The sequence below is a fragment of the Arthrobacter flavus genome (assembly GCF_039526005.1).
Taxonomy (GTDB): Bacteria; Actinomycetota; Actinomycetes; order Actinomycetales; family Micrococcaceae; genus Arthrobacter_D; species Arthrobacter_D flavus.
The window spans coordinates 79,813-106,297 of record NZ_BAAAIJ010000020.1 but is presented as its reverse complement, the minus strand read 5'-3'; the positions used below and the strand labels follow the sequence as shown (position 1 = coordinate 106,297).

Here is a 26,485-nt window from a genome sequence, read left to right as displayed (position 1 = left end):
CAGGTGGTCGAAGCTGTACGGCTAGTGGCCCATGCCCAGTCCACCGTCGACGGGGATGACCGCGCCGGAGATGTAGGCGGCGTCGTCGCTGGCAATCCACCGCACCACGTTGGCCACCTCCGTCGGCTCAGCGAATCGTCGGGCGGGGATGGTGGCGAGGTAGTTTTTGCGGGTGTCCTCGGGCAGTTCAGCGGTCATATCGGTGTTGATGAAACCCGGAGCCACTACGTTCGCGGTGATACCCCGCGAACCAAGTTCGCGGGTGAGCGACCTGGCGATACCGATCAGGCCCGCTTTGGACGCCGAATAGTTGATCTGCCCGGGCGCTCCGTACAACCCTGTTACCGAGGAGATCAGCACCACGCGGCCTTTCCGGAGGCGGATCATCCCCTTCGACGCCCTCTTGATGACCCGGAACGCGCCGGTGAGGTTGGTGTCGATCACGTCCGTGAAGTCAGACTCAGTCATTCGCAGCAACAGGGTGTCACGGGTCATCCCGGCGTTGGCGACCAGCACCTCGACGGGCCCGTGGGCCCCCTCGACGGCGGTGAACGCGGCATCGACCTGGGCTTCACTGGTGACGTCGGCTTTCACCCCGAGAAGTCCCTCCGGAACCTCCCCGCTGCGGTAGGTGATGGCCACCCGGTCACCGTTCTCAACAAAGGCTCGCGCGATGGCCAGCCCGATGCCGCGGTTGCCTCCGGTTACCAAAACACTGCGTCCCTGCTCGGCGTCTGCCACGAATTCCTCCAGAATCATTACTCCAACTATCCCTGCCGATCCTAGCGGGGACCTGCTGAACTGCAAGAATTCCGCGAAGGCAACCGGGCCCGGGAACCTTTGGAGACTGCCAGGCTTTTAACAACTTGGGGCACTGAGTGAGACAATAGAGAGGTCCCTTGGAGTGTGATGAGCAAGCAAATACGGCATGGCGCTGACGTCCACAGTATTACCGATGCGCGCAGCGCCCACAGTGATGAAATACGCGGGCGAATGATCAAGTACTCCATTTCGATGGGTATCCGTCTCGTCTGCATTGTCCTCGTGTTCTTCGTTGAGGGTTGGATGCAGTGGGTGGTGATTGCCGGTGCGGTGGTGCTGCCGTATTTCGCGGTGATCTTCGCCAACGGTGGATCCGACACCAGTGACCTGCCCCACAGCCAGTCGCTGATCGACCATGTGCCCCTTCCCGCCCTTGAGACCGCTGCCCCGGTGTCGCCGGAACCCACCGACGACGTGCTGCAGGGCGAAATCATTGACGACGACGTCGATCCGGCCACCACCAACGACGAGCTGTACAGGGGACGTCCCACCGTATGAACCTTCTTGACCAGTTACAGCAGCTCAGCGCTGCCCCAGAAGCCACGCAGGAGCCGGGTGGCCGGCCCGCCGAGACAGTGTGTTCGCGCAAGGCCTGTCGGCTGCCCGCAACCTGGCAGCTGTTATGGAATAACCCGAAAATCCACACGCCTGAGCGCCGGAAAATTTGGGTAGCGTGCGGGGAGCACCGCGACTGGTTGGAGAACTACCTGCAGACCCGGGATCTGTGGAAGGAAACCCTGCCCCTGGCGGGCTCGGCCGAGGACAAAGCCTAGATGTACCGTTTTCTCGTCTCCCCCCGCTGGCTGGGGTGGTTTGCCCTCGTCGTGCTGCTCGCCGTCGCGTGCAGCGCCCTCGGCATGTGGCAGCTCGACCGTCGTGACCAGCTGGCCGACACGATCCAACGGATCGAATCCAATTATGATCAGCCTGCCGTCCCGTATGCAGGCGGCACCGCCGATTTCCGGTCGTTCGACCCAGCCGAGGAATGGCTGCCCATTGAGCTGACCGGAACCTATGACTCGGCCAACCAGCTGGTGGTCCGCAACCGTCCCTTCAGTGGACGACCCGGCTACGAGGTGCTGGTGCCGCTCCAACTAGCGGACGGGTCAGCGGTCATTATCAACCGCGGCTGGCTACCGATCGGTAATGATGCGGCGGGCCGTCCCGATGCTTTCCCCCAGCCGCCCGACGATGAGGTCACCGTCACCGCGAGGATCAAGCCTGGCGAGCCGCAGCTGGACCGCGGGGCCCCGGAGGGCCAGATCGCGTCCATCAACCTGGCGCGGTACGACGAGATCCTCGACTACGAGCTCCAGACGGGAGCCTACGGGTTGATGTCGGCGGAAAGCCCGGCACCAGCGACATCGCCGCGGATCTTCCCGCGTCCGTCCCTGGACGCCGGACCACACCTGTCGTATTCCATGCAGTGGTTCGCCTTCGGCGCCCTGTTGTTTGTCGGGTTCGGGTATGCCGCCCGGCAGCAACAGCGGACGGCCGAAGAGGAGGCAGCAGAAGCCAACGGCACCGTTGCGGCGCTGCCGCCACGACGACAGCGCCGCCCCACCGCCGAGGAAGAAGAAGACGCCTACCTCGACGCGCGAGGCTACTAGGCCATCGTCACCAGGTCGAGATAGTCATCGCTCCAGAGGTCCTCAACGCCGTCGGGTAGCAGGACCACCCGTTCGGGGTTGAGCGCCTCAACAGCTCCCTCATCGTGGCTGACCAGCACCACGGCGCCACTGTAGTTGCGCAGCGCCCCCAGAATCTCCGCCCGGCTGGCCGGGTCGAGGTTGTTGGTCGGTTCGTCGAGCAGCAACACGTTGGCCGACGACGCGACGATGGTGGCCAGGGCCAGACGAGTCTTCTCACCACCGGAGAGCACACCGGCAGGCTTGTCGACGTCGTCGCCCGTGAAGAGGAAGGACCCGAGAACACCGCGGACTTCGGCGTCTTTCATGTCTGGCGCAGAGGAGCGCATGTTCTCGAGGACGGTCCGCTCAGTGTCGAGGGTTTCGTGTTCCTGGGCGTAGTAGCCCACCTTCAGTCCGTGACCGGGGATCACTTCGCCAGTGTCGGGTGTGTCAACGCCAGCGAGCATCCGCAGCAGGGTGGTCTTGCCGGCGCCGTTCAGTCCGAGGATCACCACTTTTGATCCGCGGTCGATGGCGAGGTCGACGTCAGTGAAGATCTCCAGCGAACCGTAGGACTTGCTGAGCCCCTCGGCCGTCATGGGGGTCTTGCCGCACGGGGACGGGTCAGGGAACCGCAACGCAGCAACGCGGTCCTGCGCGCGCACCGCTTCCAGCCCGCCGAGCAGGCGTTCCGCACGTTTCGCCATGTTCTGCGCGGCGACGGCCTTGGTGGCCTTGGCGCGCATTTTGTTGGCCTGGTCCATCAGGACCTGGGCCTTCTTCTCGGTGTTGGCGCGCTCGCGCTTCCTGGCTCGCTCATCGGTCTCGCGCTGCTGCAGGTAACGCTTCCAGCCGATGTTGTAGATATCGATGGTGGCGCGGTTGGCATCGAGGTGGAATACCTTGTTTACGGTCGCTTCGAGCAGGTCCACGTCGTGGCTGATCACAATCAGGCCACCCTGGTGGTTCTTGAGGAACTCGCGCAGCCAGGTGATGGAATCGGCGTCAAGGTGGTTGGTCGGCTCATCAAGGAGCATGGTCTCCGCGCCCGAGTACAGGATGCGCGCGAGTTCGACACGCCTTCGCTGACCACCGGAAAGGGTGCTCAGCGGCTGGTTCAGGATCCTGTCCGGCAGGGCAAGGTTCGAGGAAATGGCGGCTGCTTCCGCCTCGGCGGCGTACCCGCCGTGCGCAAGGAACTCTGCCTCGATCCGATCGTAGCGGGCCATCGCCTTGTCGCGCACCGAGGTGTTGTCACTCGCCATGTCTTCCTGGGCGGCCCGCAACTTGGTCACGACGACGTCGAGGTTCCGGGCCGAAAGGATCCGGTCCCGGGCCAGCTGCTCCATATTCGGCGTTCGCGGGTCCTGGGGCAGGTACCCGATCTCACCTTTTCGGGTGACGGAGCCGCCAGCCGGCAGGCCCTCCCCTGCCAGGACCCGGGTCAGAGTGGTCTTGCCTGCTCCATTTCGGCCCACCAGCCCAATCTTGTCCCCGCGGTCAACACGGAATGACACCGCATCCATAAGCAGGCGCGCTCCCGCGCGAAGCTCTAAGTTCGAGACGGTAATCAATTACGTGGCCTTTCAATGGAACGGGTCCGCATCATTGGAGTTTGTGGGATGCCTAATTTTGTAGGAAACCTACAAGCGAAATTGAAACAAGTGGCACTAATCTCAGTAAGTGACGGCACGCTGTTGTCGATAACTAACAGGAAGAGTCACCATGCATCTGGAGAATCAGGTTCCCGCGGCCGCCGCTGTGGGTACTCCCACTCACGCCAGGCGCCGCTGGAGTGCCACAGATCTTTCGCTGATCGCGGTCTTCGCGGCCTTCGTGGCCGCACTTGCAATCCTACCTGCTATCCCCGCCGGCCCGCTCGGGGTGCCCTTGACCCTGCAGACACTTGCCGTGATGGTGACCGGAATTGTCCTTGGGCCAAGCCGTGGCTTCGCTGCAGTGGCGCTGTATGTGGTGGTAGGTCTGGCTGGGCTCCCGATTTTCGCTGGCTTCACGGGGGGCGTGGGTGTCCTCGCTGGTCCGTCCGCCGGCTATCTTCTGGCCTTCCCTGTTGCCGCACTCGTCGCCGGGTTCCTGGCCCGCCTCGTCCTGGTCCGGGTGCGCCGGTTCAGGTATGCTGCCCTGTTCGCCGCCTGCATGGTGACCAGCCTGCTGGTCATCCACACCCTGGGGATTGCTGGCCTGATGATTAACGGCAAGCTGGACTTCGCGGCAGCGGTGCTCGCCGATGTGATCTACCTGCCGGGCGACGTGGTGAAGAACCTCGTGGCGGCGGCGATCGGGCTCAGTGTGCACCGGGCGTTCCCCCGGTTGATTGGCGCTGGTCGGACTGGTTCCGTGACGGCCACGTGAGCCGTCGGGACAACTAGCCGATGATCGTTTTCGAGGGTGCTGCGGTAAGCGTCGATGGCGCGGATCATGGGCGAGTGATTCTCGCGCCGCTGACGCTGGAGCTGCCCGAGCGTCGGATCGCGGTCATCGGTGCCAATGGGTCCGGGAAGTCGACCCTGCTCAAGCTCATCAACGGGCTGGTCACTCCCAGCACCGGGCGCGTCCTGGTGGAAGGGCTCGACACCGTCAAGGCGGGCCGGGCGGTCAGGCAGCGTGTGGGGTTCGTGTTCACCGACCCCCTGTCGCAACTGGTGATGCCCACGGGGCTTGAGGATGTTGAGCTGTCCCTGAGGGCTCGACTCCGCAACCCTGCCGAACGGCGCACCGCGGCGCTGGCCGTGCTGGACCGGTTCGGGCTGGCACCGCTGGCAGAGCAAAGCATCTATGACCTCTCCGGTGGGGAGCGGCAACTGGTGGCCCTGGCCACCGTGCTCGCCGTCGACCCGGCGATTCTGGTGGCCGACGAACCCACCACCCTCCTTGACCTGCGCAACGAGCGGCGTGTGCGGCGCCTGTTCGCTACCCTGGACCAGCAACTGGTTTTCACCACCCATGATCTCGGCTTCGCCGCGGACAGCGACCGGGTGCTTGTCATTGAGGCTGGACACCTAGTATTCGATGGCGCCCCTGGCGCAGCGATCGACCACTACCGCAGGATGCATGTCGAGGCGGACCCGCTGCCGGAACACCACCCATGAGGGGCCACGGTAGCCTGTTCGGCACCTACGTCGCCGGTGAGTCGCTGCTGCATCGGACTCCGCTCTGGGTGAAGGGCCTCGCCGTGCTGTTGCTGTCCACGAGCGTGCTGGTGGTCAACACCCTGGCGCTGACCGTCGTCGCGGGTGGACTGGTGGTGGTGGGTTACCTGATGGGTGCACGCCTGGCCCCGATCCACCTGTGGCGACCGCTGGTGCCGGTCTGGCCCATGCTCGTGATTCTCGGCGGATATCAGCTGATCGCCAACGGCCCGGAACCGGCACTGCAGGTGGTGGGCAACATTGCCACCTGTCTGCTGGCGGCCCGCCTGTTGACCCTGACCACCGAAGGCCAGCGGTTGCTCGACGGTCTGGTGGCGCTGGCGGTCCCGTTTCGTCGGGTGGGCGCCGACCCCGAGCGGTTCGGACTGACCCTGGCCCTCATGACCCGGAGCCTCCCGTATCTCGTCGGCTCGGTAGCGGACGTCCGGGACGCAGCGAAGGCCCGCGGTCTGGAACGGAACCCGCGGGCCCTGGTGATCCCGGTGGTGATCGGCGCCGTCGCCTACGCCCACCAGACCGGAGAGGCGCTGGCGGCCCGCGGTCTCGGGGAGCCGGGCGCATAGCATCCGGCAACGACGAGGACTGAGCCACGATACAAAAAGGACACTGCACCAGTGTGGTGCAGTGTCCTTTTCAGTACAGTCCGGAACCTAGATGTTGAACCCGAGGGCCCGCATCTGGTCGCGGCCGTCGTCGGTGATCTTCTCGGGACCCCATGGCGGCATCCACACCCAGTTCAGGCGCCAGTCGTCCACGACGCCGTCCAGCGACAGCCCCACCTGCTCCTCGATGACGTCCGTCAGCGGGCACGCTGCAGTGGTGAGGGTCATGTCGATCAGCAGGGCGCCGTCGTCGGCGTACTTCAGCCCGTACAGGAGGCCAAGGTCAACGATATTGACGCCCAGCTCGGGGTCAATCACGTCCTTGAGGGCTTCCTCGACATCGTCAATCGCGGTCTGTCCCGCGTTCACTTCACTCATTGTTCTCTACCTTCTCGAAGCGTTACCGAGTTTACTTACTGCTGAGCCTAGGCACCGGCTGTGGTGACAGCAGCAGCCCCGAAGCGGTCGTAGCCTTCGGCCTCCAGGCGATCGGCCAGTTCCGGGCCGCCCTGCTCAGCAATCCTGCCGTCAACGAACACGTGCACAAAGTCCGGCTTGATGTAGCGCAGGATCCGGGTGTAGTGGGTGATCAACAGGGTACCCATTTCGCCCTTGGAATGCTCGCGGTTGACGCCTTCGGAGACCACCTTGAGCGCGTCGACGTCGAGGCCGGAGTCGGTCTCGTCGAGGATGGCGAAGCGGGGCTTGAAGAGCTCGAGCTGAAGGATTTCGACGCGCTTCTTCTCGCCGCCGGAGAAGCCCTCGTTGACGTTGCGCTGGGCGAAGTCGGCATCGATGCGCAGCTGCGACATCGCTTCCTTGACGTCCTTGGTCCAGTGGCGCAGGCTCGGGGCCTTGCCGTCCAGTGCGGTCTTCGCGGTGCGCAGGAAGTTGGTCATCGTCACGCCGGGCACCTCGACGGGGTACTGCATGGCCAGGAACAGGCCAGCGCGGGCCCGCTCATCGACGCTCATGTCGAGGACATCCTCACCGTCGAGGGTGATGGATCCGCTGTCCACGAGGTACCGGGGGTGACCGGCGATCGTGGAGGCGAGGGTCGACTTGCCGGAGCCGTTCGGGCCCATGATGGCGTGTGACTCACCGGTGTTGATGGTCAGGCTGACGCCTTTGAGGATCTGCTTCCGGGCCCCCTGCTCCGTCTCGATGCTGACGTGGAGGTCCTTGATTTCAAGGGTGGACATCTGTGGTTCTCCTTCGCGCCCTGCGTGGCAGGGAGTGCAATGTGGGTTCGTGTTCGATCACCACCGGGTGATCGAAAGTGTGTGGGTGGCTAACCGAGGTCGGGGACAGCGGCACCGTTGGTCACGGTGGTGATGTCCACGTAGACCTCGTCGCCGTGAATTTCCAGGGCAAACACCGGGACGGGTTCGTAGGCTGGCAACTGCAGCGGGGCGCCGCTGCGCAGGTCGAACTGTGACCCGTGGCCCCAGCACTCGATGACACAACCCTCGACGTCGCCCTCGGAGAGGGAAATGTCAGCGTGGGAGCAGGTGTCTCCCAGGGCGTGGATAGCGCCCTCGGAGTCCTTCACCACTGCCACCGGGTAGTCATCGATCAGGATGCGCAGGGCCTGCCGGACCGCAATGTCGTTGACATTGCAGACCAGCTCCCCTTTCGGTGCGTCGGCCATTAGATGTTTCCTGCCGCAAGTTCCCGCTCAACGGCGTCGGTCAGTCGTTCCTCGAGCGCGGGCACCTTGATCTGCTGGATGACCTCGTTGAGGAAGCCACGGACCACCAGGCGGCGGGCGGTCTTCTCGTCGATGCCACGCGCCATCAGGTAGAACAGGTGCTCGTCGTCGAACCGGCCGGTGGCGCTGGCGTGGCCAGCACCCTCGATCAGTCCGGTTTCGATCTCCAGGTTGGGGACCGAATCGGAGCGTGTGCCGTCGGTCAGGAGCAGGTTACGGTTTGTCTCGTACGTGTCCGTTCCCTCGGCCGCCTTGCGGATCAGCACGTCGCCGACCCACACGGTGTGGGCGTCCTGGCCCTGCAGCGCACCCTTGTACGTGACCCGGGACTTGCAGTTGGGGACGGCGTGGTCCACCAGGAGCCGCTGCTCCAGGTGCTGGCCGGCGTCCGCGAAGTACAGTCCGTACATCTCCACCTCGGACCCGGGCCCGGTGAACAGCGACGACGGTGTCATCCGCACGAGGTCTCCGCCCAGGCTGACCACCACGTGCTTGAACTTGGCGTTCCGACCGATCTTGGCCTGCTGGGTGGAGGTGTGGACGGCGTCGTCGTCCCATTCCTGCACGCTGACCACAGTGAGCTCGGCGCCGTCGCCGACGACGATCTCGACGTTCTGCGCGAGGGTCGTCTTGCCGTGGTGATCAAGCACTACGACGGCCTTGGAGAACCGCTCAGCAGTGATGATCAGGTGCTGCGCGGCCGGAGCCTCGTCGACACCGTTAATGCTGATCTGGATGTCGCTGTCCGCGATGGTCTCCACCGGGATGGTCACGACTGTTGCCTCGGTGAACGCTTCCCAAGCCGCGGCCGAGACCCGGTCATCGGGGATGGACGCGGAACCAACACGTGAGTCGTCACGGCCCACCGTCTCGACCAGGACGTTCGTCGCACCGGTCACCTCGACGGTGGGACCCGTGCCGGTCAGGGGCTGGCTGTGCAGGCCGCGCAGACGCTTCAGCGGTGTGAACCGCCAGTCCTCTTCCCGGCCATTCAGCGGCGCGAAGTCGGCGAGCTTGTAGGACTTCAGGCGTTCCCCGCGGGAGGCTTCCGGGATGACCGGAGCGTCGCCGTGGCTGTGCTTCTTGGCGCCGTGCTGGACAGTTCCCTCGTTGAACGGAGAGAGGTTCTCCCCCTCCTCGGTGAAACCGTCGATCGCGATTTTTTCTGCGGACGCTGGTGCGTCCAATTGGGTAGCTTCAGCCATTTGTTAGCCCACGGCCCCTTCCATCTGGAGTTCGATCAGGCGGTTCAATTCGAGTGCGTATTCCATGGGGAGTTCACGGGCGATCGGCTCGATGAATCCACGCACGATCATTGCCATGGCCTCGTCCTCGGGCATGCCGCGGGACATCAGGTAGAACAGCTGTTCCTCACTGACCCGCGAGACGGTTGCCTCGTGGCCCATGGTGACGTCGTCCTCGCGGATGTCCACGTACGGGTACGTGTCGGACCGAGAGATCGTGTCCACCAGCAGCGCGTCACACCGCACGGTGTTCGCTGAGTGCGTGGCACCCTCGCGAACCTGGACCAGGCCGCGGTAGGCGGCTCGCCCACCGCCCCGGGCTACCGACTTGGAGATGATCGATGACTTGGTATTCGGCGCGATGTGCACCATCTTCGACCCGGTGTCCTGGTGCTGGCCCTCGCCAGCGAACGCGATCGAGAGGGTCTCACCCTTGGCATGCTCGCCGACCAGGTATACGGCCGGGTACTTCATGGTGACCTTCGAGCCGATGTTGCCGTCGACCCACTCCATGGTGGCGCCCTCGTGGGCGATGGCCCGCTTGGTGACCAGGTTGTACACGTTGTTGGACCAGTTCTGGATGGTGGTGTAACGGACGCGGGCGTCCTTCTTCACCACGATCTCGACGACAGCCGAGTGCAGGGAGTCCGAGGTGTAGATCGGGGCGGTGCAGCCCTCGATGTAGTGCACGTAGGAGCCCTCATCGGCGATGATGAGGGTCCGCTCGAACTGGCCCATGTTCTCCGTGTTGATGCGGAAGTAGGCCTGCAGCGGGATCTCCACGTGAACGCCTGGCGGCACGTAGACGAACGAGCCGCCGGACCAGACAGCCGTATTGAGTGAGGCGAATTTGTTGTCGCCCACCGGAATGATCGAGCCGAAGTATTCCTCGAAGAATTCGGGGTGTTCCTTCAGCGCGGTGTCGGTGTCCATGAAGATGACGCCCTGGCGCTCAAGTTCCTCGTTGATCTGGTGATAGACCACCTCGGACTCGTACTGGGCTGCCACACCGGAAACCAGGCGGTTACGCTCGGCCTCAGGAATGCCGAGCTTTTCGTAGGTGTTCTTGATGTCTTCGGGGAGTTCTTCCCAGCTGCCAGCCTGCTTTTCGGTGGAGCGTACGAAGTACTTGATGTTGTCGAAGTCGATGCCCGACAGATCGGCGCCCCAGGCGGGCATGGGCTTCCGGTCGAAGTACTTGAGGCCTTTCAGACGCAGGTCAAGCATCCATTCGGGCTCGTCCTTCTTGGCCGAGATATCCCGGACCACCTCTTCGCTGAGGCCGCGTTTGGCGTTGGCCCCGGCGTCGTTCTTGTCCGACCAGCCGAAAGCATAGTTACCGATGCCTTCGAGCTCCGGATTGCGTTCCAGGATGTCACTGATTACTGCTTCCGGAACGGCTGGCTCAGCCATTGTCTTCTGGTCTACTTGATCCGTCATCACGGCCTTTCATGCTGATGGTTGGATACGGTTGGTTCTAGCCCGGGGATGTCGGTCCCGGCGTGGGTCGGTTTTACCCGGCCCACAGGTATATGGGTGGTGCAGACGTGACCGCCACGCGCCAGCGTTGACAGCCGGCGGACGTCGACGCCGAGCAGCCGGGAAAACACTTCGGTCTCCTGGTCACAGAACGAGGGGAAATCGGCGGCGAGCTCCTGCACCGGGCAGTGACCCTGGCAGAGCTGGACTGCCAGCATGGCAGCGTTCGGGGCATTCCGGCCAACAACCGTGGTGGACCCGACAAAGCCGTCGGTGGTGAGTGCTCCGGCCAGTGCACGGGCGCGGTCTTCGAGGTCGGGGCCAGCAGCTTCCACCAGGGGCCGGTACCGGGTTTCCATCTCGGCGAACCGGGTCCGGGCGAACTCCTCGACGGCGTCGGGACCGGCGAGCAGTTGGAGCTGGGTCAGGGCCGCCTTGGCAATGGACAGGTAGTCGGTGCCCAGTTCGGTCTGCCCGCGCTGGCTCAGCACATACCGGCGGGCTGGCCGACCCGCCCCTGAAGCGGGGTTGCCGACCAGTTTCACTTCGATGAGCTGTTTGCGGGACAAGGCGTCCAGATGACGTCGGACAGCGGCCGGGGTGAATCCCAGGCGTTCACCGAGTTCAGCTGCGCTCACCGGTCCGTGTTCAAGGACGGCGGCGAGCACCTTGCTGCGGGTACGGTCTTCGACGTCGTTGGGCCGGGAACCGTTGGGACGAGGGCTCTCTGGCCGCGAGTCATTGGGGCGCGCACCAGTCGGGAAGGTGCTGGCTGGGGATGTATTGCTCATGTCGCCTCCTCCGAAATCCGCGGCACAGGTTTATGCCCACAGAATAGACAACACAATCATGTCCTAATCTGTTCCCCACGGCCAGTAAGGCGAGGCTATCCGAAGCGTGGTTCCCTACGGGAAGACACAGCTACTACATGCCGTAGAATAATTGAGTGCCAAACCCGTCTCCCGCGCTGGAAGTTGAAGCGCTTGTCAAGGATTTTGGACCCGTTTCCGCGCTCGACGGCAAGATGGTCAGGGTGCTCGACGGCGTCCACCTTCGAGCCTACCCCGGGCAGGTGACGGCGCTCCTCGGCGCGAATGGTGCCGGGAAGACCACCACCCTCGAATGTGCCCAGGGTTTGCAGCGCCCCAACAGTGGGACGGTCAGGCTGCTCGGTGAGAACCCGTTCAACGCCGGAGCGGCGCTGCGCAGCCGGGTCGGCGTGATGCTGCAGGAAGGCGGGCTCCCGCCGTCGGCCCGCCCGCTGGCCCTGCTCAACCATGTCGCGGCAATGTACGGCGCACCGCGCCCGGTGGCCGAGCTCGCTGACCGCCTGGGCATCAACTCCTACGCCACGACGGGCATCCGACGGCTCTCCGGCGGCCAGAAACAGCGACTCGCCCTCGCCTGCGCGCTGATCGGCAACCCCGAGGTGCTTTTCCTGGACGAGCCCAGTGCCGGACTGGATCCGCAGTCGCGCACCATCGTGTTCGAGTTGATCCGTGAACTCCGTGCCGAGGGGCTGGCCATCATCCTCACCACCCACCTGCTCGACGACGCCCAGAAGCTCGCCGATTATGTCTACATCCTCGACACGGGCCGCACCGTCACCCACGGGACCGTGGCTTACCTGACCGCTGACGACGCCGGTGACACCTACCGGGATCTCCGCTTCCAGGCGGCCCCGGGTCTCGGCCTACCGGGCGACACGTTTCCCGCGCTCACCTTCCGGGAGACGGATCCCGGCCGCTACTCGGTAGCTGGGTGCTTCACCCCGGCCGACCTGGCGGGACTAGCACGGTGGTGGGAGGATGCGGGGGTGCTACCCCTGTCCATCACCATGCAACCCCGGTCCCTCGAGGACGTGTTCCTCGACATCTCCGGACGGGAGATCCGATGAGCGCTGCCGCTCCCCTGGCCAAACGTGTCCTCCTGCAGGGCCGCTACGAGGCACTATCCATGCTCCGCAATGGGGAGCAACTAGTCCTGGCCATTGCATTACCCCTGCTCGGTCTGGTGGTCCTGGTCCTGACACCGTTCCTTGACGGGTTGGCGGACAGCCGCATCAATGCAGCTACCCCGGGCATCATCGCGCTCTGTGCCATGTCCACTGCCTTCACCGGACAGGGCATCGCTACCGGTTTCGATCGCCGCTACGGGGTGCTGCGGTTCCTGTCGACTACGCCGCTGGGCAAACCCGGGCTGATCCTCGGGAAGGTGCTCGGCGTTGTCGCCGTCCTGGCAGTCCAGCTGGTGGTCATCGGTACCGTCGCGGTCCTGCTGGGATGGCGCCCGGACGCGGCAGGAATACTGCCTGGGCTGGTGCAACTGATCGTCGGCGCTGCGGCCTTCACCGCCCTTGGCCTCCTGGTTGCTGGAACCCTCCGGCCGGAGGCGACGCTTGCCGTCACCAACCTGGTCTGGATCCTGCTGGCCGTGGCCGGCGGTATTGTGCTCCCCGGGACGCTACTGCCCGATGCCCTGCGGCCGTTCGTCGACATCCTGCCATCCTCGGCGCTGGGTGAGGGACTACGGTCGGCGCTGATCGACGGGACCTTCAACTTTTCTGCCTTCCTCATCCTCGTGGCGTGGGCCGTCCTGTCCAGCCTCGCGGCCATCCGCTGGTTCAAATGGAGTTAGCACACATGACACACCCTGCACCCACCGGTTGGAGCCGCCTCACGGCGAAACTCCCCCGCACCAACTCGCGGTCCGTCCGTGGCCTGGCCCTTGCCTCGCTGATCTCCCAGATCATGATCGTGGTGACCGGAGGTGCCGTGCGGCTCACCGCCTCGGGACTGGGCTGCCCTGAGTGGCCCAGGTGCACTGCCACGTCGATCGTCAATACACCAGAGATGGGCATCCACGGGGTGATCGAGTTCGGCAACCGGCTGCTGACCTTCGTGCTGACAGCCATTGCCATCGCCATGGTGGTGTCCCTCTGGAATCTGCGCAAGGAACGTAAAGACCTGTTCCGGCTCGCCATCGCGCTGGCGGCCGGCATCCCCGCGCAGGCCATCCTCGGCGGCATCACGGTACTGACCCAGCTCAATCCCTGGGTGGTCGGCTGGCACTTCATCGTCTCAATGGTTTTGATCGTCCTCGCCACGGTGCTGGTCAACCGGGCCCGAATCACCAGCGTGCAGGCGGCAACGTCGGCCGCGCCGCTCGGATCGCGGCTGCTGCGTCAGATCCTGACCGCTGCGGCTGTGCTGACCGCCATCACGGTCTTCCTCGGGGTCATCGTCACCGGATCCGGCCCCCACGCCGGTGATGCTGGCGCAGCCCGGAACAATCTCGACCCTGACCTGATGACCCGAATCCACGCGGCGCCGGTCTACCTGCTGGTCCTGACGGTCGCCGTTGCCCTGGTGCTGGTGTACCGCCAGTCAGCAGCGCGACGGCTCAGGACGTCGGTGGTCATCCTCGCAGCGGTGGTTCTCGCCCAGGGAGCCGTCGGTTACCTACAGCATTTCCTGCACCTGCCCGTGGTGCTGGTAGCCATCCATATGCTCGGAGCATCGGTACTGACGGCGGCCATGGCCAACAGCCTTTACCTGGCGGTCAGCCGTCAGGAGCGGTCCACCCTGGAATCCGACAACTGCGGTGTGGTTTCTGAGCCTGCGGGCCTCAGAGGCGACCAGTAACCTCAAGCGCATCGATCAGGCGTGCCAGTTCGCGCTGCTCACTACCTGGCACGGGTAATACCGGCAGGCGCGGGTCGCCCGCGTCGATGCCGCACGCCTTCGCCAGTGAATGGAGCCCGCTCAGCTTCCGCAGCCGCAGGACGGCCTGCACCACCGGCAGCAGGAGCCTCCGCGACTCATCTATCCGGGCACTATCCGCACTGACTACTGCCGCCCGAAACTCGGTGTAGGCGCGGGGAAGCAGCGCCGCGGGGCCGGTATGCCAGGCATCTGCCGCGATATCGCCCGAAGCGATCAGCAGGTCCCCGCTCAGCCCGTGGCTGACCGGCTGGGTCGTCAGTGACCGCAGCCGGTTGTAGCGCTGCCGGAAGGTCACTACGTCGGGAGCAGTGTCCTTGAACGCCTGCACATTGGGCAGGTCAAGGAGTTCGGCGACCAGTTCCAGGTCGTAGTGGAACTGGGTGGTGCCGGGGTTGTTGTAGAGGCAAATCGGCAAGGATGTGACATCGCAGACGGCAGCGGTCTGGGTCGCCACCTCGTCGTTGTTCAACGGCACATACGACACAGGCGAAAGCACCACACCTGAGGCGCCGGCGCGCTCGGCGTCCCGGGCGGCGTCGAGCACTTCCCTTGTCCCCACCGAGCTGATCCCTACGACGACGGGAACACCGGACTCCTGGGCGGCGTCGACGGCGGTCGAGGCGACCTGCGATCGTTCAGCGGCACTGAGGTAGGCGAAACTGCCTGAGGAGCCCAGAACCGCTATTGCATCCACCCCTGAGGACGCGAGTGAGGAGACCAGCGACGTCAGTTCGGGGAAGTTGATGTCACCGTTCTCGTGAAAGGGAGTGACTGGATACGCGATTAGACCGTTGAACACCATGTGCTCATGCTAGCGGTATGCCCCCGGCGGGTCCTCCCGGTCTAGAAGACCGGGCCGCCGATGAACGGGTCGATGGCCAGTGCCAGGAACACCACGGTGAGGTAGCTGATCGAGCCGTGGAACACCTTCATGGACCCCTTGTCGGTGACCGTGCCGCGCACCGCAGCGGTGTGGAGCTTGTGGGTTTCCGACAGGAACCAGATACCGGCGGCGATGGCCGCCACCGTGAAGACCCAGCCAGCCCCGCCCACGGGAATGAGCAGCAGCGAGCAGGCGACCGTTGCGTAGGCGTAGAGGACCACCTGGACGGACACGACGCGGGCACCGGCAATCGCGCCCAGCATCGGCACCTTGGCCGCGTTGTAGTCGTCGCTGTACTTCATGGAGAGCGGCCAGTAGTGCGGCGGCGTCCACAGGAAAATGATGAGGAAAAGGACCACTGCGGGCCACTCGATGGTGTTCGTGACAGCGGCCCAGGCAATCAGTACCGGCATGCAGCCAGCGGCTCCGCCCCAGACAATGTTCTGCGGTGTGCGGCGCTTCAAGATCAGCGAGTAGATGACTACATAGAAGAAGATGGCTACCACGCCGAGACCAGCGGTCAGGGGGTTGGCGCCGACCCAGAGCAGGGTAATCGCGGCAACGCCGAGCACCCAGGAAAAGATCAGGGCTTCACGGGGGGAAACCTCACCGGTGACCAGCGGCCGCTTTTCGGTACGGTGCATCACCTTGTCGATGTCGCGGTCGATGTAGCAGTTGAACGAACCGGCGCTGCCGGCCGCCAGCGCGCCACCGACCATGGTCGAAATCATCAGCCAGACACTGGGCAGTCCGCCCTGGGCGAAGATCATGGTCGGCAGTGTGGTGACCAGCAGCAGCTCGATCACGCGAGGCTTGGTCAGAGCGAGATAGGCCTTGGCCTTGCGTTTGAAACCCGTACTGGTGCCCGTTGTACTGGCAAGGCCCGGATCCTGCTCGGTCTTCACGAGGTAACACTGCCGTTTCTGCTGGGGGGAAAGTCCTCTCTCATCATACCGTCCCCTCCCGCCCAGATTTTACAGAGCGTAGAAGTGCCGCGCCGGATCCGCTCTGGCGACTCGTCACGTCACGATGCAAACCACAAATTTGAAAAACGCCCCAAGGCGATAGGGTTGACCGTAATGCCCAGTCCGTTTTCGCCGGTAGTTCGGTGGCCGCGGGGCGTGGGTAGCCAGAATGCAGATTTTACAACGGTGAACGGCCAGTTGTTCCGGTGCGCGAAGACGGCGATCGCCAGTCCCACAGGGCGCCGCGGCGCTGGCCGTGGAGCACAGAGAGGGGCTGAGGTTTCGTGCCGCAGCTTGATACGCAAGAACTGACCTGGACCGAATTGGATACGCGCGCGGTGGATACCGTCCGCGTGTTGGCAGCCGACGCTGTGGAGAAGGTGGGAAACGGCCACCCCGGCACGGCGATGAGCCTGGCACCCGCAGCGTACCTGCTGTTCCAAAAACTGATCCGGCATGACCCCTCCCAGCCTGAATGGACCGGCCGTGACCGGTTTGTCCTGTCGCCGGGCCACACCTCACTGACCCTTTACATTCAGCTCTTCCTCTCCGGATATGGCTTGGAACTCGAAGACCTCCAGTCCCTGCGGACCTGGGGCTCAAAAACCCCCGGCCACCCGGAGTACCGGCACACGGCCGGCGTCGAAATTACCACCGGCCCGCTGGGTCAGGGCCTTGCCTCGGCAGTCGGGTTCGCCTTCGCCCAGCGCCGGATGCGCGGCATGATGGATCCCGACACCGCCGTCGGCGAGAGCCCGTTCGACCACACCATCTGGGTGATCGCGTCCGACGGCGACCTCCAGGAGGGTGTCACCGCTGAAGCCTCATCGCTGGCCGGACACCAGGAGCTCGGCAATCTGGTGGTGCTCTACGACGAGAACCACATCTCCATCGAAGACGATACCGACATCGCCTTTACCGAGGATGTACTGGGACGCTACGAGGCCTACGGCTGGCATGTCCAGCGCGTTGACTGGACCAAAACCGGTGACTACGTCGAAGACGTCGAGGAACTGTACAACGCCCTGACAGCCGCTCGGGATGAAACCTCCAAGCCCTCGATCGTGTCACTGCGGACCATCATTGGCTGGCCAGCGCCCACCAAGCAGAACACCGGGAAAATCCACGGTTCGGCCCTCGGGGCCGACGAGGTTGCAGCCCTGAAGGAGACCCTCGGCCTCGATCCGGCCCAGCATTTCGACGTTGCCCCCGAGGTTCTGGACCACGCCCGGCAGGTCAGCGATCGAGGCCGGGCCCTGCGTGCCGAGTGGGACAAATCATTCGGCGCCTGGCAGCAGGCCAACCCCGAGAACGCCAAGCTTCTGGACCGGATTGCCTCGCGGACCCTCCCCGCCAACTGGGATGAAGCGTTGCCGGCCTTCGAGGCGGGCAAGGACATGTCCACGCGGGCAGCATCGGGCAAGGTGCTCTCGGCCATTGGCCCAGTGCTCCCCGAACTGTGGGGTGGCTCGGCTGACCTCGCTGAATCGAACAATACGACAATCGAGGGATCGCCGTCGTTCATCCCCGAGGGCAAGCAGACTGATACCTGGCAGGGCAACCCGTACGGACGGGTGCTGCACTTCGGGATCCGCGAGCACGCGGCAGCAGCGATCGTCAACGGCATCGTCATGCACAGCAGCACCCGCGCGTTCTCCGGCACGTTCCTGATCTTCAGCGACTACCAGCGTCCGGCCGTCCGGTTGGGCGCCCTCATGGGGGTGCCGTCCATCTATGTCTGGACCCACGACTCCATCGGTCTAGGCGAAGACGGTCCCACCCACCAGCCGGTGGAGCAGCTAGCTGCCCTGCGAGCGATTCCAGGGCTCGACGTCGTCCGCCCGGGTGACGCCAACGAAGTGGCCGTCGCCTGGCGGACCATTCTCGAGAACACCGAGAACCCTGCGGGCATCGTCCTGACCCGGCAGAACATCCCCACCTATGCACGCGGCACCGGTGCCGCTGACGGTGACACCTTCGGCTCAGCCGAAGGCGCAGCCAAGGGTGCCTACATCCTCGCCGAAGCGACCGGCGGTACCCCCGACGTCATCCTGATCGGCACCGGCTCGGAAGTTCAGCTGGCGGTGCAGGCACGCGAGACGCTGCAGGCCGAGGGCATCGCTGCCCGCGTCGTGTCGATGCCGAGCCTCGAATGGTTCAACCGCCAGGGCGAGGCCTACCGTGAGTCGGTGCTTCCCGGCACGGTCAAGGCGCGGGTTTCCGTCGAAGCCGGGGTGGCCCTCGGCTGGCGCGAACTCGTTGGCGACGCCGGCAGGTCAGTGTCCCTGGAACACTTCGGTGCATCCGCCGACTACAAGAGGCTGTTCAACGAATTCGGCATCACCGCCGACGCCGTCGTCCAGGCAGCCCGCGACTCCATCGCAGTGGCAGGCGACCACCGGGCACCGAACGGCACGCCGGCATGGTCCGGCCCCGCATCATCCGAAACCGGCGACCAGCAGTAACAGCCGACAATTCAAGGAGATCCACTATGACTTCAACACCCACAGCAGACCTTTCCACGGCCGGCGTGTCCATCTGGCTCGATGACCTTTCACGGGAGCGCATCAACTCGGGCGCTTTCAAGCACCTGATCGAAGAACGCAACGTGGTGGGCGTGACCACCAACCCCAGCATCTTCGCCGCGGCACTGCAGCAGGGCGAGTCCTACGCGACCCAGATTGAGGCGTTGGCTGCCGCCAACATCCCCGTCAACGATGCTGTCTTCGACATCACCACCCACGACGTTGCCCAGGCCTGTGACATCTTCGGAGCCGCAGCCAAGAGCACCGGTGGCGTCGACGGCCGGGTGTCCATCGAGGTTGACCCCCGGTTGTCCCGGGATACCGAGGGCACCATCGCCGAGGCCAAGCGCCTCCACGCGAAAGTGCAGCGGTCAAATGTCCTGATCAAGATCCCCGCCACCGTCGAGGGGCTCGAAGCCATTGCCTGCACCCTCGCCGCGGGGATCAGCGTCAACGTCACGCTGATCTTCTCCCTGGAGCGCTACCGGGCGGTGATCAACGCTTTCATGCTCGGCATCGAGCAGGCGAAGGAGAACGGGTTTGATCTCTCAACCATCCACTCAGTCGCATCCTTCTTCGTATCCCGCGTGGATAGCGAGATCGACAAGCGTCTGGACGGTATTGGGACCGACGACGCCGCGGCGCTGAAGGGCAAGGCGGGGTTGGCGAACGCACGGCTCGCCTACCAGGTGTACGAGGAGTTGTTCGACACGGAGCGGTGGGAGGTTCTTGCGGCCGCCGGAGCCAGGCGCCAGCGTCCCCTATGGGCTTCCACCGGGGTCAAGGACCCAGCATTGCCGGACACCCTGTATGTCACCGAGCTGGTGGCACCCGGCGTCGTCAACACCATGCCCGAAAAGACGCTTGAGGCGACCGCGGACCATGGGGTGATCACCGGGGATACGATCACCGGCACGTACGACGACGCCAACTCGGTGTTGAACAGCCTCGAAAACATGGGCGTCTCCTATGTCGAGGTAGTTGAGCAGCTTGAGGTAGAAGGTCTTGAGAAGTTTGTGACGAGCTGGAACGAGCTACTTGAGACAGTTCAGACCGCACTGGATACGGCAAGGGGTTAATGACCATGAGTTCCATGACGCTTGCAGCGGCCGGCGCCGCACTCGAAGCAATCGACCGTGTGACCGGTACCCTCGTTGAGGATCAGGTGGCATCACGCTTGATGGCGAAAGACCCCACCCTGTGGGGTCACGACGCCGAGGGGGAAGCAGCGGTCCGGCTGGGCTGGGTTGACCTCGTCGAGGCTTCTCGCGGCCTCGTCCCGGGCATCATGGAGCTCAGGGCCACCCTGCACGCCGAGGGTGTCAGCCGGATTGTCCTGTGTGGGATGGGCGGATCGTCGCTGGCCCCCGAGGTCATCACCCGGACCGCCGGTGTGGAGCTGACAGTGCTTGACTCAACCGACCCGGATCAGGTGCGTCGGACGGTGGAGGACCGGTTGGCCGAGACCGCCGTTGTGGTGTCGTCCAAGTCGGGGTCGACCGTCGAAACTGACTCACAGCGCCGGATTTTTGAGGCGGCGTTCACCGCAGCGGGAATTGATCCCCTCAGCCGGGTGGTTATCGTGACCGACCCGGGGTCCCCGCTGGACAATTCGGCCCGCGAGGCTGGCTACCGCGCGGTCTTCAACGCCGACCCGAACGTCGGTGGCAGGTATTCGGCGCTCACCGCTTTCGGTCTGGTGCCATCGGGTCTGGCCGGCGTCGACCTCGACGCTCTCCTCGATGATGTCGAGGAAACCGCCGAGTTCCTCGGCGACGACGACCCGACCAACATTGGCTTGCGGCTCGGAGCGGTGTTGGGCGCGACCAGCCCGCTGCGGGACAAGATCGTCTTCGCTGATGAGGCGTCAGGTATTCCAGGTCTGGCGGACTGGGCTGAGCAGCTGATCGCTGAATCCACCGGCAAACTGGGCACCGGGGTGCTTCCAGTGGTCGCCGAGGAGGGCGCTCCGGAGATTGTGACCGCCGCCGCCGACGTCCTCGCCGTCCGTCTGACCGCACCGGACGCCGACGTGGAGCCGATCGGAAACCAGGTGACCGTGAGCGGGAGTCTCGGCAGCCAGCTTCTCGTGTGGGAATTCGCTACCGCCGTTGCAGGGCGCCTGTTGGGCATCAATCCCTTCGACCAGCCCGATGTCGAGGCGGCCAAGGTTGCTGCCCGAGGGTTGCTCGACGCCCAGCCTGAAACAGCGCCGGCCAACTTCGTGGACGGCGCAGTCGAAGTACGCGCCGAGGGCGCTCTGCTGGGTGAAGCACGCACCCTCGGTGATGCGCTGCAGCGCCTTCTGGGCACCCTGGCGCCGGACGGTTACCTGTCGGTCCAGGCCTACTTGGACCGGTCCGACCAGGCCTCGTTGGAGGGCATCAGGTCACCGCTGGCCTCGCTCACCTCCCGACCCGTCACCTTCGGCTGGGGCCCGCGTTTCCTGCATTCCACCGGTCAGTTCCACAAGGGGGGCCCGGCCCAGGGCGTTTTCCTGTCCATCACCGGCGCAACAGCCGAGGATCTGGCCATCCCGGACCGTCCGTTCACGTTCGGGGAACTGATCACCGCGCAGGCAGCTGGCGACGCCCAGGTACTCGCCGGCCAGGGTCGCCCCGTCCTTCGTCTCCACCTCGCTGACCGCGCCGCGGGCCTTGAACAGCTCACCCAGGTAATCACCCACCTTGCGGGCGGGGCCGCGGGCCAGCGGGCAACCACTGAAAGCGGTACCGCATAGTGCACGATTCTGCAGAGGCCCGGCCGGCCAACCCCCTGAGGGACCCCCGCGACCGTCGGCTGAACCGCATCGCCGGGCCGTCCGCCCTGGTGCTCTTCGGCGTCACCGGCGACCTTGCCCGCAAAAAGCTCATGCCGGCGATCTACGATCTCGCGAACCGTGGCCTGCTGCCCCCCAGTTTCGCCCTCATCGGGTTCGGCCGGCGGGAGTGGGACGATCAGCGGTTCATCGAGGAGGTGCGGGAAGCGGTCACCCAGTATTCGCGGACCCCGTTCGATGAGACGGTCTGGGAGCAGCTTTCGGCAGGCATCAGGTTTGTGCAGGGCAATTTCGACGACGACGACGCCTTCGGCCGCCTTGAGGTGACTCTGGCCGAGCTGGACTCCAGCCGAGGCACCCGCGGCAACCACGCGTTCTACCTGTCCATCCCGCCGAAGGACTTCGAGCTGGTCTGCCAGAAGCTCTCTGAACACGGCCTGGCGCAGCCCGGCGAGGCACAGTGGCGGCGGGTGGTGATCGAGAAACCGTTTGGCCACAACCTGCAGTCGGCCCGTGAGCTGAACAGGGTCGTGGAGCAGGTCTTCCCACCGGACGCCGTGTTCAGGATTGACCATTATCTGGGCAAGGAGACGGTCCAGAACATCCTGGCCCTCCGGTTCGCCAACCAGCTGTTCGAACCGTTGTGGAACGCCAATTACGTTGACCACGTGCAAATCACCATGGCTGAGGATATCGGCATCGGGAGCCGGGCAGGCTACTACGACGGCGTCGGGGCGGCTCGCGACGTCATCCAGAACCACCTGCTACAGCTGCTGGCGCTCACCGCAATGGAGGAACCGATCTCGTTCAACGCCAATGATTTGCGGGCGGAGAAAGAAAAGGTCCTCGCAGCCGTCAAGCTGCCGGATGACCTGTCCGGGTCGTCGGCTCGTGGGCAGTACGACGCCGGCTGGCAGGGTGGGGAACAGGTCAAGGGTTTCCTTGACGAGGAGGGCATCCCGAAGCACTCCACCTCCGAAAGTTTTGCGGCCATCCGACTGGACATTCACACCCGCCGGTGGAGCGGTGTGCCGTTCTACCTCCGCGCTGGCAAGCGCCTGGGACGCCGGGTGACCGAGATCGCCGTCGTCTTCAAGCGGGCACCGAACCTGCTGTTCAGGGACCACGGTGAGGATGACTTCGGCCAGAACGCCGTGGTGATCAGAGTGCAACCGGATGAGGGCGCCACGATCAGGTTCGGCTCCAAGGTGCCGGGCACCCAAATGGAGGTCAGGGACGTCACCATGGACTTTGGTTACGGCCATTCCTTCACCGAGTCCAGTCCTGAAGCTTATGAGCGTCTGATCCTCGACGTCCTGCTGGGTGAGCCACCACTGTTCCCGCGGCATGAGGAAGTTGAGCTGTCCTGGAAGATCCTCGACCCGTTCGAGGAGTACTGGACGGCCCTGGGCGACCAGCCGGAAAAGTATGTCCCGGGAAGTTGGGGCCCAGCGTCAGCTGACGAGCTCCTCGCGCGCGATGGAAGGACGTGGCGCAGGCCATGATCGTTGAACTGCCGGACACCACCACATCGAAGGTGTCCAAGGAGATCATGACCCTGCGGGACAAGGGCGGGGTCGTTGCCCTGGGCCGGGTCCTCACCCTGGTGGTGGTGACCAGCTCCGGCAACGAGGAGGATGCGATCATCGCCGCGAACCTGGCCAGCCGGGAACACCCCTGCCGGATTATCGTGCTCGCGCTCGGATCCGCAGCCGAAGCTACCCGACTCGACGCCCAGATACGGGTGGGCGGGGACGCTGGCGCCTCCGACGTGATCGTTCTCAAGGGGTACGGGCAACTCGCCGAGGAAAACGAATCCCTCGTCTCAGCGCTGCTCCTGCCTGACGCCCCCATCGTGGCCTGGTGGCCGCACGGTGCTCCGGCAGACGCGGCCCGCACATCGATCGGCAGCATCGCCCATCGCCGGATTACGGATTCGGCCAACGAGCCAGATCCGGTGGGCGCACTGTCAACCATCCGCGAAACCTACACCGCGGGTGACACTGATCTGGCCTGGACCCGGCTCACCAACTGGCGAATCCAGCTCGCGGCAGTCCTGGACCAGTTGGAGCCCTCCCCCATCACCGCCGTCACGGTGGAAGGGGCAGAGGACTCACCCAGCACGGTGCTCCTCGCCGCATGGCTCACCCTGGCCCTCGACTCTCCCGTCACCATCGCTGCCGGTCCCGCCGGGACCGGACTGCGCCGGGTGCGGCTCTCCCGGCCCGCCGGGGACGTCGAACTGAACCGGCCCCACGCCGCAATCGCTGAACTGTACCAACCAGGCCAGCCCGTGCAGCGGATTTCGTTGCCACGGCGCAGCCTGCAAGACTGTCTCGCAGAAGAGCTCCGCCGACTCGACCCGGATGAGGTATTCGGCGAGGTCATCACGGAGGGGCTCGCACGGACCAACCTAAGGAGTGTGCGTCCTAGTGAACGCTGACCCCAAAGTAAGTATCCACCCCGATTCAACCCTGCTGGCGGCCACCGTTGCCGCTCGTCTGATCACCAGGCTGGTTGACGTCCAGAACGAACGCGGATCCGCGACGGTCGTGCTGACCGGCGGCTCCCTCGGTACTGCGGCCCTCGCCGCGGTCGCTGCGTCACCGGCCTGTTCGGCGGTGGACTGGAGCAGGGTGGATTTCTGGTGGGGCGACGAACGGTTCCTCAGTGCCTCGGACCCGGACCGGAACGCGGTACAGGCTCGGCAGGCGCTGCTCGGCGAGCTGGGCCTCGCCGAATCCCAGATTCATGAATTCGGCTCCAGCGATGGCTTCCCTGATCAGGATGCGGCTGCAGCAGACTATGCCACGCGGCTGCAGGACGCTGCCGACGCCGAACGGGCCCTCGCCGACGACACCAGTGACAGTGTCAGTCCCAGTGACAGTGACGGCCAGGACACCCGACTCCCCCGGTTCGATGTCCTGCTGCTGGGCGTCGGACCCGACGCCCACATTGCATCACTCTTCCCGGAGATGCCCGGCATCAGGACCAAGGAGCAGACCGTCGTGGGTGTGGCCGGCGCACCGAAACCGCCACCTCTGAGGATGTCGCTCACCCTTGAGGCGGTCAACTCAGCGCAGGAAATCTGGATCGCCGCGGGCGGCCAGGATAAGGCGGGTGCTGTCGGTTTGGCCCTTGCTGGAGCTGGGCCCGCACAGGTTCCTGCAGCCGGAGCGCGCGGACGCCGCAAAACGCTCTGGTTGATCGATCAGGAAGCCGCAGCGCAGCTTCCCGGTCGGCTCATTGCAAGCGACGACTCCGACGACGAGGATAGTGACAATTAGGTTGCCAGACCGCCCGTCAGTCCACCCCGGCGTGACCGGAGGTTGCACAGCGCCTGCTCAAGCACGCTAGCTGCCTCCTCTTCAGAGCGCCGCTCCTTGGCATACTGGAGGTGGCTTTTGAACGGTTCAATTCCGTCAACCAGCGGTTCCACCCCCGGCAGCCTCCCCGCCGCGCGGCCACAACGACCGCATTCCCACACCTCGGGAATCTCATCGTCGTGCAGCTTGGCGAAGGTGGGTCTAGTCTCGTGGTTCTCAATACACCAATAACTCACCACGGTGCGGTCCACCACAGCGGGGCGTCTCCCGGACTCGGCCTGCCAGCCGGCCATCCCCCCGTATGATTCAGTTCCGATCCGTGTGCCCTTAAATGCGTTTCCCGCGTTAACCATGGATTGCTCCTGGACTAGGCTCCGACAACGGGCCAAGTCTACGCCCAAAGATCAACTCTGGGTATGGCGGCTAACGCGGGAATTCACGGTGCTGGTGGGCTGACCGGTAAACCGGTCAGCCAGGCGAGGAGACCTACTCAGCGAAGCGCTGGATCAGGCCGAGCGCCACGATGACAACGCCCCAGGTCAGTCCCAGGGCAACGGTGAACCGGTTGAGGTTGCGTTCCGCCACGCCCGATGATCCCATGCTGGTGGTCATACCTCCGCCGAACATGTCTGACATGCCACCTCCACGACCCTTGTGCAGCAGGATCAGCAGGACGAGCAGGGCGCTTGAGATGGCAAGGAGAACCAACAAAATGATTCGGAGAATGTCCACAGTGGCCTTTCAGGGGTAACTGACGTGCGTGATCGACCTGCGCCGGGCGCAGTCTCGGGTCGAAGCGGTCTTAGTCAGTGACCAGGAGATGTTCGAACCTGACAATACTAGCAAACTCGGCGGCGTCCAGACTGGCACCACCGACCAGCAAGCCGTCAACGTCCTTGCCCTTGAGGATGGCCCCAGCGTTGGCGGCCTTCACCGATCCGCCGTAGAGCATCCGCACCTTGCCCGCCGTCTCGGCGTCGTAAAGCGAGCCCAGCTCGGCTCGTAGTGCGGCGCACATCTCCTGCGCGTCATCGGGTCCGGCCACTTCACCGGTGCCGATGGCCCAGACCGGTTCATAGGCGACCACCAGCTGGCCAACCTGCTCCGCCGTGAGTCCATCGATTCCGGCGCGCAGCTGGCTCACAGTGTGCTCCACGTGGTTCCCGGCCTGCCGGACTTCAAGCCCTTCCCCCGCGCACAGGATGGGTGTGAGGTTATGCCGGAAAGCGGCTTTGACCTTGCTGTTGAGCAGTTCGTCGGTCTCCTGGTGGATGGCGCGGCGCTCGGAATGGCCGACGAGGACATACGTGCAGCCGAGCTTCTCCAGGAATTGCCCGGAAATGTCACCGGTGTAGGCCCCGGAATCGTGCGGGGACAGATCCTGGCCGCCGTACACCACCTGCAGATCGTCGCCCCGGACAAGGGTCTGCACGCCGCGCAGGTCGGTGAAGGGCGGGAAGACTGCCACTTCGGCGCGCTGGTAGTCGTGCCCGGCGTCATCGAGGGTCCAGGCAAGCTTCTGCAAAAGAGTGATCCCCTGGACGTGGTCCAGGTTCATCTTCCAGTTGCCGGCGATCAGGGGACGGCGGTCGTACTTGCCGTTGGTCGAGGAAGTCATGTGCT

General features: G+C 64.6%; 28 protein-coding genes. 15 read left to right on the top strand and 13 right to left on the bottom strand.

Features of this window, described 5'->3' with window-relative positions; translation table 11 throughout:
• Nucleotides 1–21: 21 nt before the first annotated feature.
• A complete protein-coding gene (fabG, locus tag ABD059_RS06670; RefSeq protein ID WP_343878580.1) occupies nucleotides 22–759 on the bottom strand; it encodes a 3-oxoacyl-ACP reductase FabG in 738 nt (245 codons plus the stop codon).
• Between the two features lie 150 nt (nucleotides 760–909).
• Between fabG and ABD059_RS06665 the strand changes: the two genes are divergently transcribed.
• The 3 genes from ABD059_RS06665 to ABD059_RS06655 are packed head-to-tail and all read left to right on the top strand — an operon-like array spanning nucleotide 910 to nucleotide 2,432.
• Nucleotides 910–1,320, top strand: a complete 411-nt coding sequence (locus tag ABD059_RS06665; RefSeq protein WP_343878579.1) for a DUF3099 domain-containing protein — start codon at nucleotides 910–912, stop codon at nucleotides 1,318–1,320.
• Nucleotides 1,317–1,595: a hypothetical protein gene (locus tag ABD059_RS06660; RefSeq protein ID WP_343878578.1), complete on the top strand. Its 279-nt coding sequence runs from the start codon at nucleotides 1,317–1,319 to the stop codon at nucleotides 1,593–1,595. Before ABD059_RS06665 ends, ABD059_RS06660 begins: the two co-directional genes overlap by 4 nt.
• Nucleotides 1,596–2,432 (top strand): SURF1 family cytochrome oxidase biogenesis protein, encoded by an 837-nt coding sequence (locus ABD059_RS06655; protein WP_343878577.1) that lies wholly within the window; start codon nucleotides 1,596–1,598, stop codon nucleotides 2,430–2,432.
• Here the strand turns inward: ABD059_RS06655 and ABD059_RS06650 are convergent.
• Nucleotides 2,429–4,027 carry an ABC-F family ATP-binding cassette domain-containing protein gene (locus tag ABD059_RS06650; protein WP_343878576.1) on the bottom strand — a complete coding sequence of 533 codons (1,599 nt, stop codon included), beginning with the start codon at nucleotides 4,025–4,027 and terminating at the stop codon, nucleotides 2,429–2,431. The genes ABD059_RS06655 and ABD059_RS06650 overlap by 4 nt on opposite strands.
• Nucleotides 4,028–4,178: 151 nt before the next feature.
• On the opposite strand from ABD059_RS06650, the gene ABD059_RS06645 reads away from it, so the two are divergent.
• From ABD059_RS06645 to ABD059_RS06635, 3 genes are read left to right on the top strand one after another with little or no spacing between them, the layout of a single operon-like run.
• Nucleotides 4,179–4,826: a biotin transporter BioY gene (locus tag ABD059_RS06645; protein ID WP_343878575.1), complete on the top strand. Its 648-nt coding sequence runs from the start codon at nucleotides 4,179–4,181 to the stop codon at nucleotides 4,824–4,826.
• A gap of 20 nt (nucleotides 4,827–4,846) precedes the next feature.
• Nucleotides 4,847–5,563, top strand: a complete 717-nt coding sequence (locus ABD059_RS06640; RefSeq protein WP_343878574.1) for an energy-coupling factor ABC transporter ATP-binding protein — start codon at nucleotides 4,847–4,849, stop codon at nucleotides 5,561–5,563.
• Nucleotides 5,560–6,186, top strand: coding sequence for a CbiQ family ECF transporter T component (locus tag ABD059_RS06635; protein ID WP_343878573.1), 627 nt, complete (start codon nucleotides 5,560–5,562; stop codon nucleotides 6,184–6,186). Before ABD059_RS06640 ends, ABD059_RS06635 begins: the two co-directional genes overlap by 4 nt.
• Nucleotides 6,187–6,273: 87 nt before the next feature.
• Here the strand turns inward: ABD059_RS06635 and ABD059_RS06630 are convergent, their stop codons facing one another.
• The 6 genes from ABD059_RS06630 to ABD059_RS06605 form a co-directional block, all read right to left on the bottom strand.
• Nucleotides 6,274–6,603, bottom strand: a complete 330-nt coding sequence (locus tag ABD059_RS06630) for a metal-sulfur cluster assembly factor (RefSeq protein ID WP_343878572.1) — start codon at nucleotides 6,601–6,603, stop codon at nucleotides 6,274–6,276.
• 47 nt (nucleotides 6,604–6,650) lie between these two features.
• A complete protein-coding gene (sufC, locus tag ABD059_RS06625; protein WP_343878571.1) occupies nucleotides 6,651–7,427 on the bottom strand; it encodes a Fe-S cluster assembly ATPase SufC in 777 nt (258 codons plus the stop codon).
• A gap of 89 nt (nucleotides 7,428–7,516) precedes the next feature.
• Nucleotides 7,517–7,876, bottom strand: coding sequence for a non-heme iron oxygenase ferredoxin subunit (locus ABD059_RS06620; protein WP_343878570.1), 360 nt, complete (start codon nucleotides 7,874–7,876; stop codon nucleotides 7,517–7,519).
• Nucleotides 7,876–9,141 carry a Fe-S cluster assembly protein SufD gene (sufD, locus tag ABD059_RS06615; protein WP_343878569.1) on the bottom strand — a complete coding sequence of 422 codons (1,266 nt, stop codon included), beginning with the start codon at nucleotides 9,139–9,141 and terminating at the stop codon, nucleotides 7,876–7,878. Before sufD ends, ABD059_RS06620 begins: the two co-directional genes overlap by 1 nt.
• 3 nt (nucleotides 9,142–9,144) lie before the next feature.
• Nucleotides 9,145–10,620: a Fe-S cluster assembly protein SufB gene (sufB, locus tag ABD059_RS06610; RefSeq protein ID WP_343878568.1), complete on the bottom strand. Its 1,476-nt coding sequence runs from the start codon at nucleotides 10,618–10,620 to the stop codon at nucleotides 9,145–9,147.
• Entirely contained in the window at nucleotides 10,620–11,450 is an 831-nt protein-coding gene (locus tag ABD059_RS06605) for a helix-turn-helix transcriptional regulator (RefSeq protein WP_343878567.1), read from the bottom strand. Before ABD059_RS06605 ends, sufB begins: the two co-directional genes overlap by 1 nt.
• Before the next feature lie 155 nt (nucleotides 11,451–11,605).
• On the opposite strand from ABD059_RS06605, the gene ABD059_RS06600 reads away from it, so the two are divergent.
• The 3 genes from ABD059_RS06600 to ABD059_RS06590 are packed head-to-tail and all read left to right on the top strand — an operon-like array spanning nucleotide 11,606 to nucleotide 14,303.
• A complete protein-coding gene (locus ABD059_RS06600) occupies nucleotides 11,606–12,556 on the top strand; it encodes an ABC transporter ATP-binding protein (RefSeq protein ID WP_343878565.1) in 951 nt (316 codons plus the stop codon).
• Nucleotides 12,553–13,296 (top strand): ABC transporter permease, encoded by a 744-nt coding sequence (locus tag ABD059_RS06595; RefSeq protein ID WP_343878564.1) that lies wholly within the window; start codon nucleotides 12,553–12,555, stop codon nucleotides 13,294–13,296. The genes ABD059_RS06600 and ABD059_RS06595 overlap by 4 nt, the downstream gene beginning before the upstream one ends.
• A 5-nt stretch (nucleotides 13,297–13,301) precedes the next feature.
• Nucleotides 13,302–14,303, top strand: coding sequence for a COX15/CtaA family protein (locus ABD059_RS06590; protein ID WP_343878563.1), 1,002 nt, complete (start codon nucleotides 13,302–13,304; stop codon nucleotides 14,301–14,303).
• Here the strand turns inward: ABD059_RS06590 and ABD059_RS06585 are convergent.
• Together ABD059_RS06585 and ABD059_RS06580 are read right to left on the bottom strand one after the other, a co-directional pair.
• The gene (locus ABD059_RS06585) at nucleotides 14,287–15,186 is read right to left on the bottom strand and encodes a dihydrodipicolinate synthase family protein (protein ID WP_343878562.1); all 900 of its coding nucleotides are present in this window, start codon (nucleotides 15,184–15,186) and stop codon (nucleotides 14,287–14,289) included. The two genes, ABD059_RS06590 and ABD059_RS06585, sit on opposite strands and share 17 nt — an antisense overlap.
• Nucleotides 15,187–15,227: 41 nt before the next feature.
• On the bottom strand, nucleotides 15,228–16,172 hold the full coding sequence (locus tag ABD059_RS06580; RefSeq protein ID WP_343878561.1) for a heme o synthase: 945 nt from the start codon (nucleotides 16,170–16,172) through the stop codon (nucleotides 15,228–15,230).
• A gap of 344 nt (nucleotides 16,173–16,516) precedes the next feature.
• Between ABD059_RS06580 and tkt the strand changes: the two genes are divergently transcribed.
• The 6 genes from tkt to pgl are packed head-to-tail and all read left to right on the top strand — an operon-like array spanning nucleotide 16,517 to nucleotide 24,823.
• Nucleotides 16,517–18,697, top strand: coding sequence for a transketolase (gene tkt, locus ABD059_RS06575; protein WP_343878560.1), 2,181 nt, complete (start codon nucleotides 16,517–16,519; stop codon nucleotides 18,695–18,697).
• A gap of 26 nt (nucleotides 18,698–18,723) precedes the next feature.
• Nucleotides 18,724–19,836: a transaldolase gene (gene tal, locus ABD059_RS06570; RefSeq protein ID WP_343878559.1), complete on the top strand. Its 1,113-nt coding sequence runs from the start codon at nucleotides 18,724–18,726 to the stop codon at nucleotides 19,834–19,836.
• 5 nt (nucleotides 19,837–19,841) lie between these two features.
• Entirely contained in the window at nucleotides 19,842–21,497 is a 1,656-nt protein-coding gene (locus tag ABD059_RS06565; protein ID WP_343878558.1) for a glucose-6-phosphate isomerase, read from the top strand.
• A complete protein-coding gene (zwf, locus tag ABD059_RS06560) occupies nucleotides 21,497–23,041 on the top strand; it encodes a glucose-6-phosphate dehydrogenase (protein WP_343878557.1) in 1,545 nt (514 codons plus the stop codon). Before ABD059_RS06565 ends, zwf begins: the two co-directional genes overlap by 1 nt.
• A complete protein-coding gene (locus tag ABD059_RS06555; protein ID WP_343878597.1) occupies nucleotides 23,038–23,979 on the top strand; it encodes a glucose-6-phosphate dehydrogenase assembly protein OpcA in 942 nt (313 codons plus the stop codon). The genes zwf and ABD059_RS06555 overlap by 4 nt, the downstream gene beginning before the upstream one ends.
• The gene (gene pgl, locus ABD059_RS06550; protein WP_343878556.1) at nucleotides 23,969–24,823 is read left to right on the top strand and encodes a 6-phosphogluconolactonase; all 855 of its coding nucleotides are present in this window, start codon (nucleotides 23,969–23,971) and stop codon (nucleotides 24,821–24,823) included. Before ABD059_RS06555 ends, pgl begins: the two co-directional genes overlap by 11 nt.
• On the opposite strand, the gene ABD059_RS06545 is transcribed toward pgl, so the two are convergent.
• The 3 genes from ABD059_RS06545 to tpiA all read right to left on the bottom strand — a co-directional run bounded on the left by ABD059_RS06545 (nucleotide 24,820) and on the right by tpiA (nucleotide 26,480).
• The gene (locus tag ABD059_RS06545) at nucleotides 24,820–25,215 is read right to left on the bottom strand and encodes an RNA polymerase-binding protein RbpA (protein WP_343878555.1); all 396 of its coding nucleotides are present in this window, start codon (nucleotides 25,213–25,215) and stop codon (nucleotides 24,820–24,822) included. The genes pgl and ABD059_RS06545 overlap by 4 nt on opposite strands.
• A gap of 133 nt (nucleotides 25,216–25,348) precedes the next feature.
• Nucleotides 25,349–25,594, bottom strand: coding sequence for a preprotein translocase subunit SecG (gene secG, locus ABD059_RS06540; protein WP_019483794.1), 246 nt, complete (start codon nucleotides 25,592–25,594; stop codon nucleotides 25,349–25,351).
• A 70-nt stretch (nucleotides 25,595–25,664) separates the two neighbouring features.
• Nucleotides 25,665–26,480, bottom strand: coding sequence for a triose-phosphate isomerase (gene tpiA, locus ABD059_RS06535; RefSeq protein WP_343878554.1), 816 nt, complete (start codon nucleotides 26,478–26,480; stop codon nucleotides 25,665–25,667).
• Nucleotides 26,481–26,485: the final 5 nt, after the last annotated feature.

What these genes read in the sequence shown, in the direction of transcription:
- tpiA (WP_343878554.1), bottom strand. Translation starts at nt 26,480, where the DNA reads ATGACTTCCTCGACCAACGGCAAGTACGACCGCCGTCCCCTGATCGCC.
- ABD059_RS06645 (WP_343878575.1), top strand. Translation starts at nt 4,179, where the DNA reads ATGCATCTGGAGAATCAGGTTCCCGCGGCCGCCGCTGTGGGTACTCCC.
- ABD059_RS06620 (WP_343878570.1), bottom strand. Translation starts at nt 7,876, where the DNA reads ATGGCCGACGCACCGAAAGGGGAGCTGGTCTGCAATGTCAACGACATT.
- ABD059_RS06565 (WP_343878558.1), top strand. Translation starts at nt 19,842, where the DNA reads ATGAGTTCCATGACGCTTGCAGCGGCCGGCGCCGCACTCGAAGCAATC.
- ABD059_RS06585 (WP_343878562.1), bottom strand. Translation starts at nt 15,186, where the DNA reads ATGGTGTTCAACGGTCTAATCGCGTATCCAGTCACTCCCTTTCACGAG.
- ABD059_RS06640 (WP_343878574.1), top strand. Translation starts at nt 4,847, where the DNA reads ATGATCGTTTTCGAGGGTGCTGCGGTAAGCGTCGATGGCGCGGATCAT.
- ABD059_RS06545 (WP_343878555.1), bottom strand. Translation starts at nt 25,215, where the DNA reads ATGGTTAACGCGGGAAACGCATTTAAGGGCACACGGATCGGAACTGAA.
- tal (WP_343878559.1), top strand. Translation starts at nt 18,724, where the DNA reads ATGACTTCAACACCCACAGCAGACCTTTCCACGGCCGGCGTGTCCATC.
- ABD059_RS06595 (WP_343878564.1), top strand. Translation starts at nt 12,553, where the DNA reads ATGAGCGCTGCCGCTCCCCTGGCCAAACGTGTCCTCCTGCAGGGCCGC.
- ABD059_RS06655 (WP_343878577.1), top strand. Translation starts at nt 1,596, where the DNA reads ATGTACCGTTTTCTCGTCTCCCCCCGCTGGCTGGGGTGGTTTGCCCTC.
- sufD (WP_343878569.1), bottom strand. Translation starts at nt 9,141, where the DNA reads ATGGCTGAAGCTACCCAATTGGACGCACCAGCGTCCGCAGAAAAAATC.
- ABD059_RS06665 (WP_343878579.1), top strand. Translation starts at nt 910, where the DNA reads ATGAGCAAGCAAATACGGCATGGCGCTGACGTCCACAGTATTACCGAT.
- ABD059_RS06590 (WP_343878563.1), top strand. Translation starts at nt 13,302, where the DNA reads ATGACACACCCTGCACCCACCGGTTGGAGCCGCCTCACGGCGAAACTC.
- fabG (WP_343878580.1), bottom strand. Translation starts at nt 759, where the DNA reads ATGATTCTGGAGGAATTCGTGGCAGACGCCGAGCAGGGACGCAGTGTT.
- ABD059_RS06635 (WP_343878573.1), top strand. Translation starts at nt 5,560, where the DNA reads ATGAGGGGCCACGGTAGCCTGTTCGGCACCTACGTCGCCGGTGAGTCG.
- ABD059_RS06605 (WP_343878567.1), bottom strand. Translation starts at nt 11,450, where the DNA reads ATGAGCAATACATCCCCAGCCAGCACCTTCCCGACTGGTGCGCGCCCC.
- sufC (WP_343878571.1), bottom strand. Translation starts at nt 7,427, where the DNA reads ATGTCCACCCTTGAAATCAAGGACCTCCACGTCAGCATCGAGACGGAG.
- ABD059_RS06630 (WP_343878572.1), bottom strand. Translation starts at nt 6,603, where the DNA reads ATGAGTGAAGTGAACGCGGGACAGACCGCGATTGACGATGTCGAGGAA.
- ABD059_RS06660 (WP_343878578.1), top strand. Translation starts at nt 1,317, where the DNA reads ATGAACCTTCTTGACCAGTTACAGCAGCTCAGCGCTGCCCCAGAAGCC.
- sufB (WP_343878568.1), bottom strand. Translation starts at nt 10,620, where the DNA reads ATGACGGATCAAGTAGACCAGAAGACAATGGCTGAGCCAGCCGTTCCG.
- ABD059_RS06555 (WP_343878597.1), top strand. Translation starts at nt 23,038, where the DNA reads ATGATCGTTGAACTGCCGGACACCACCACATCGAAGGTGTCCAAGGAG.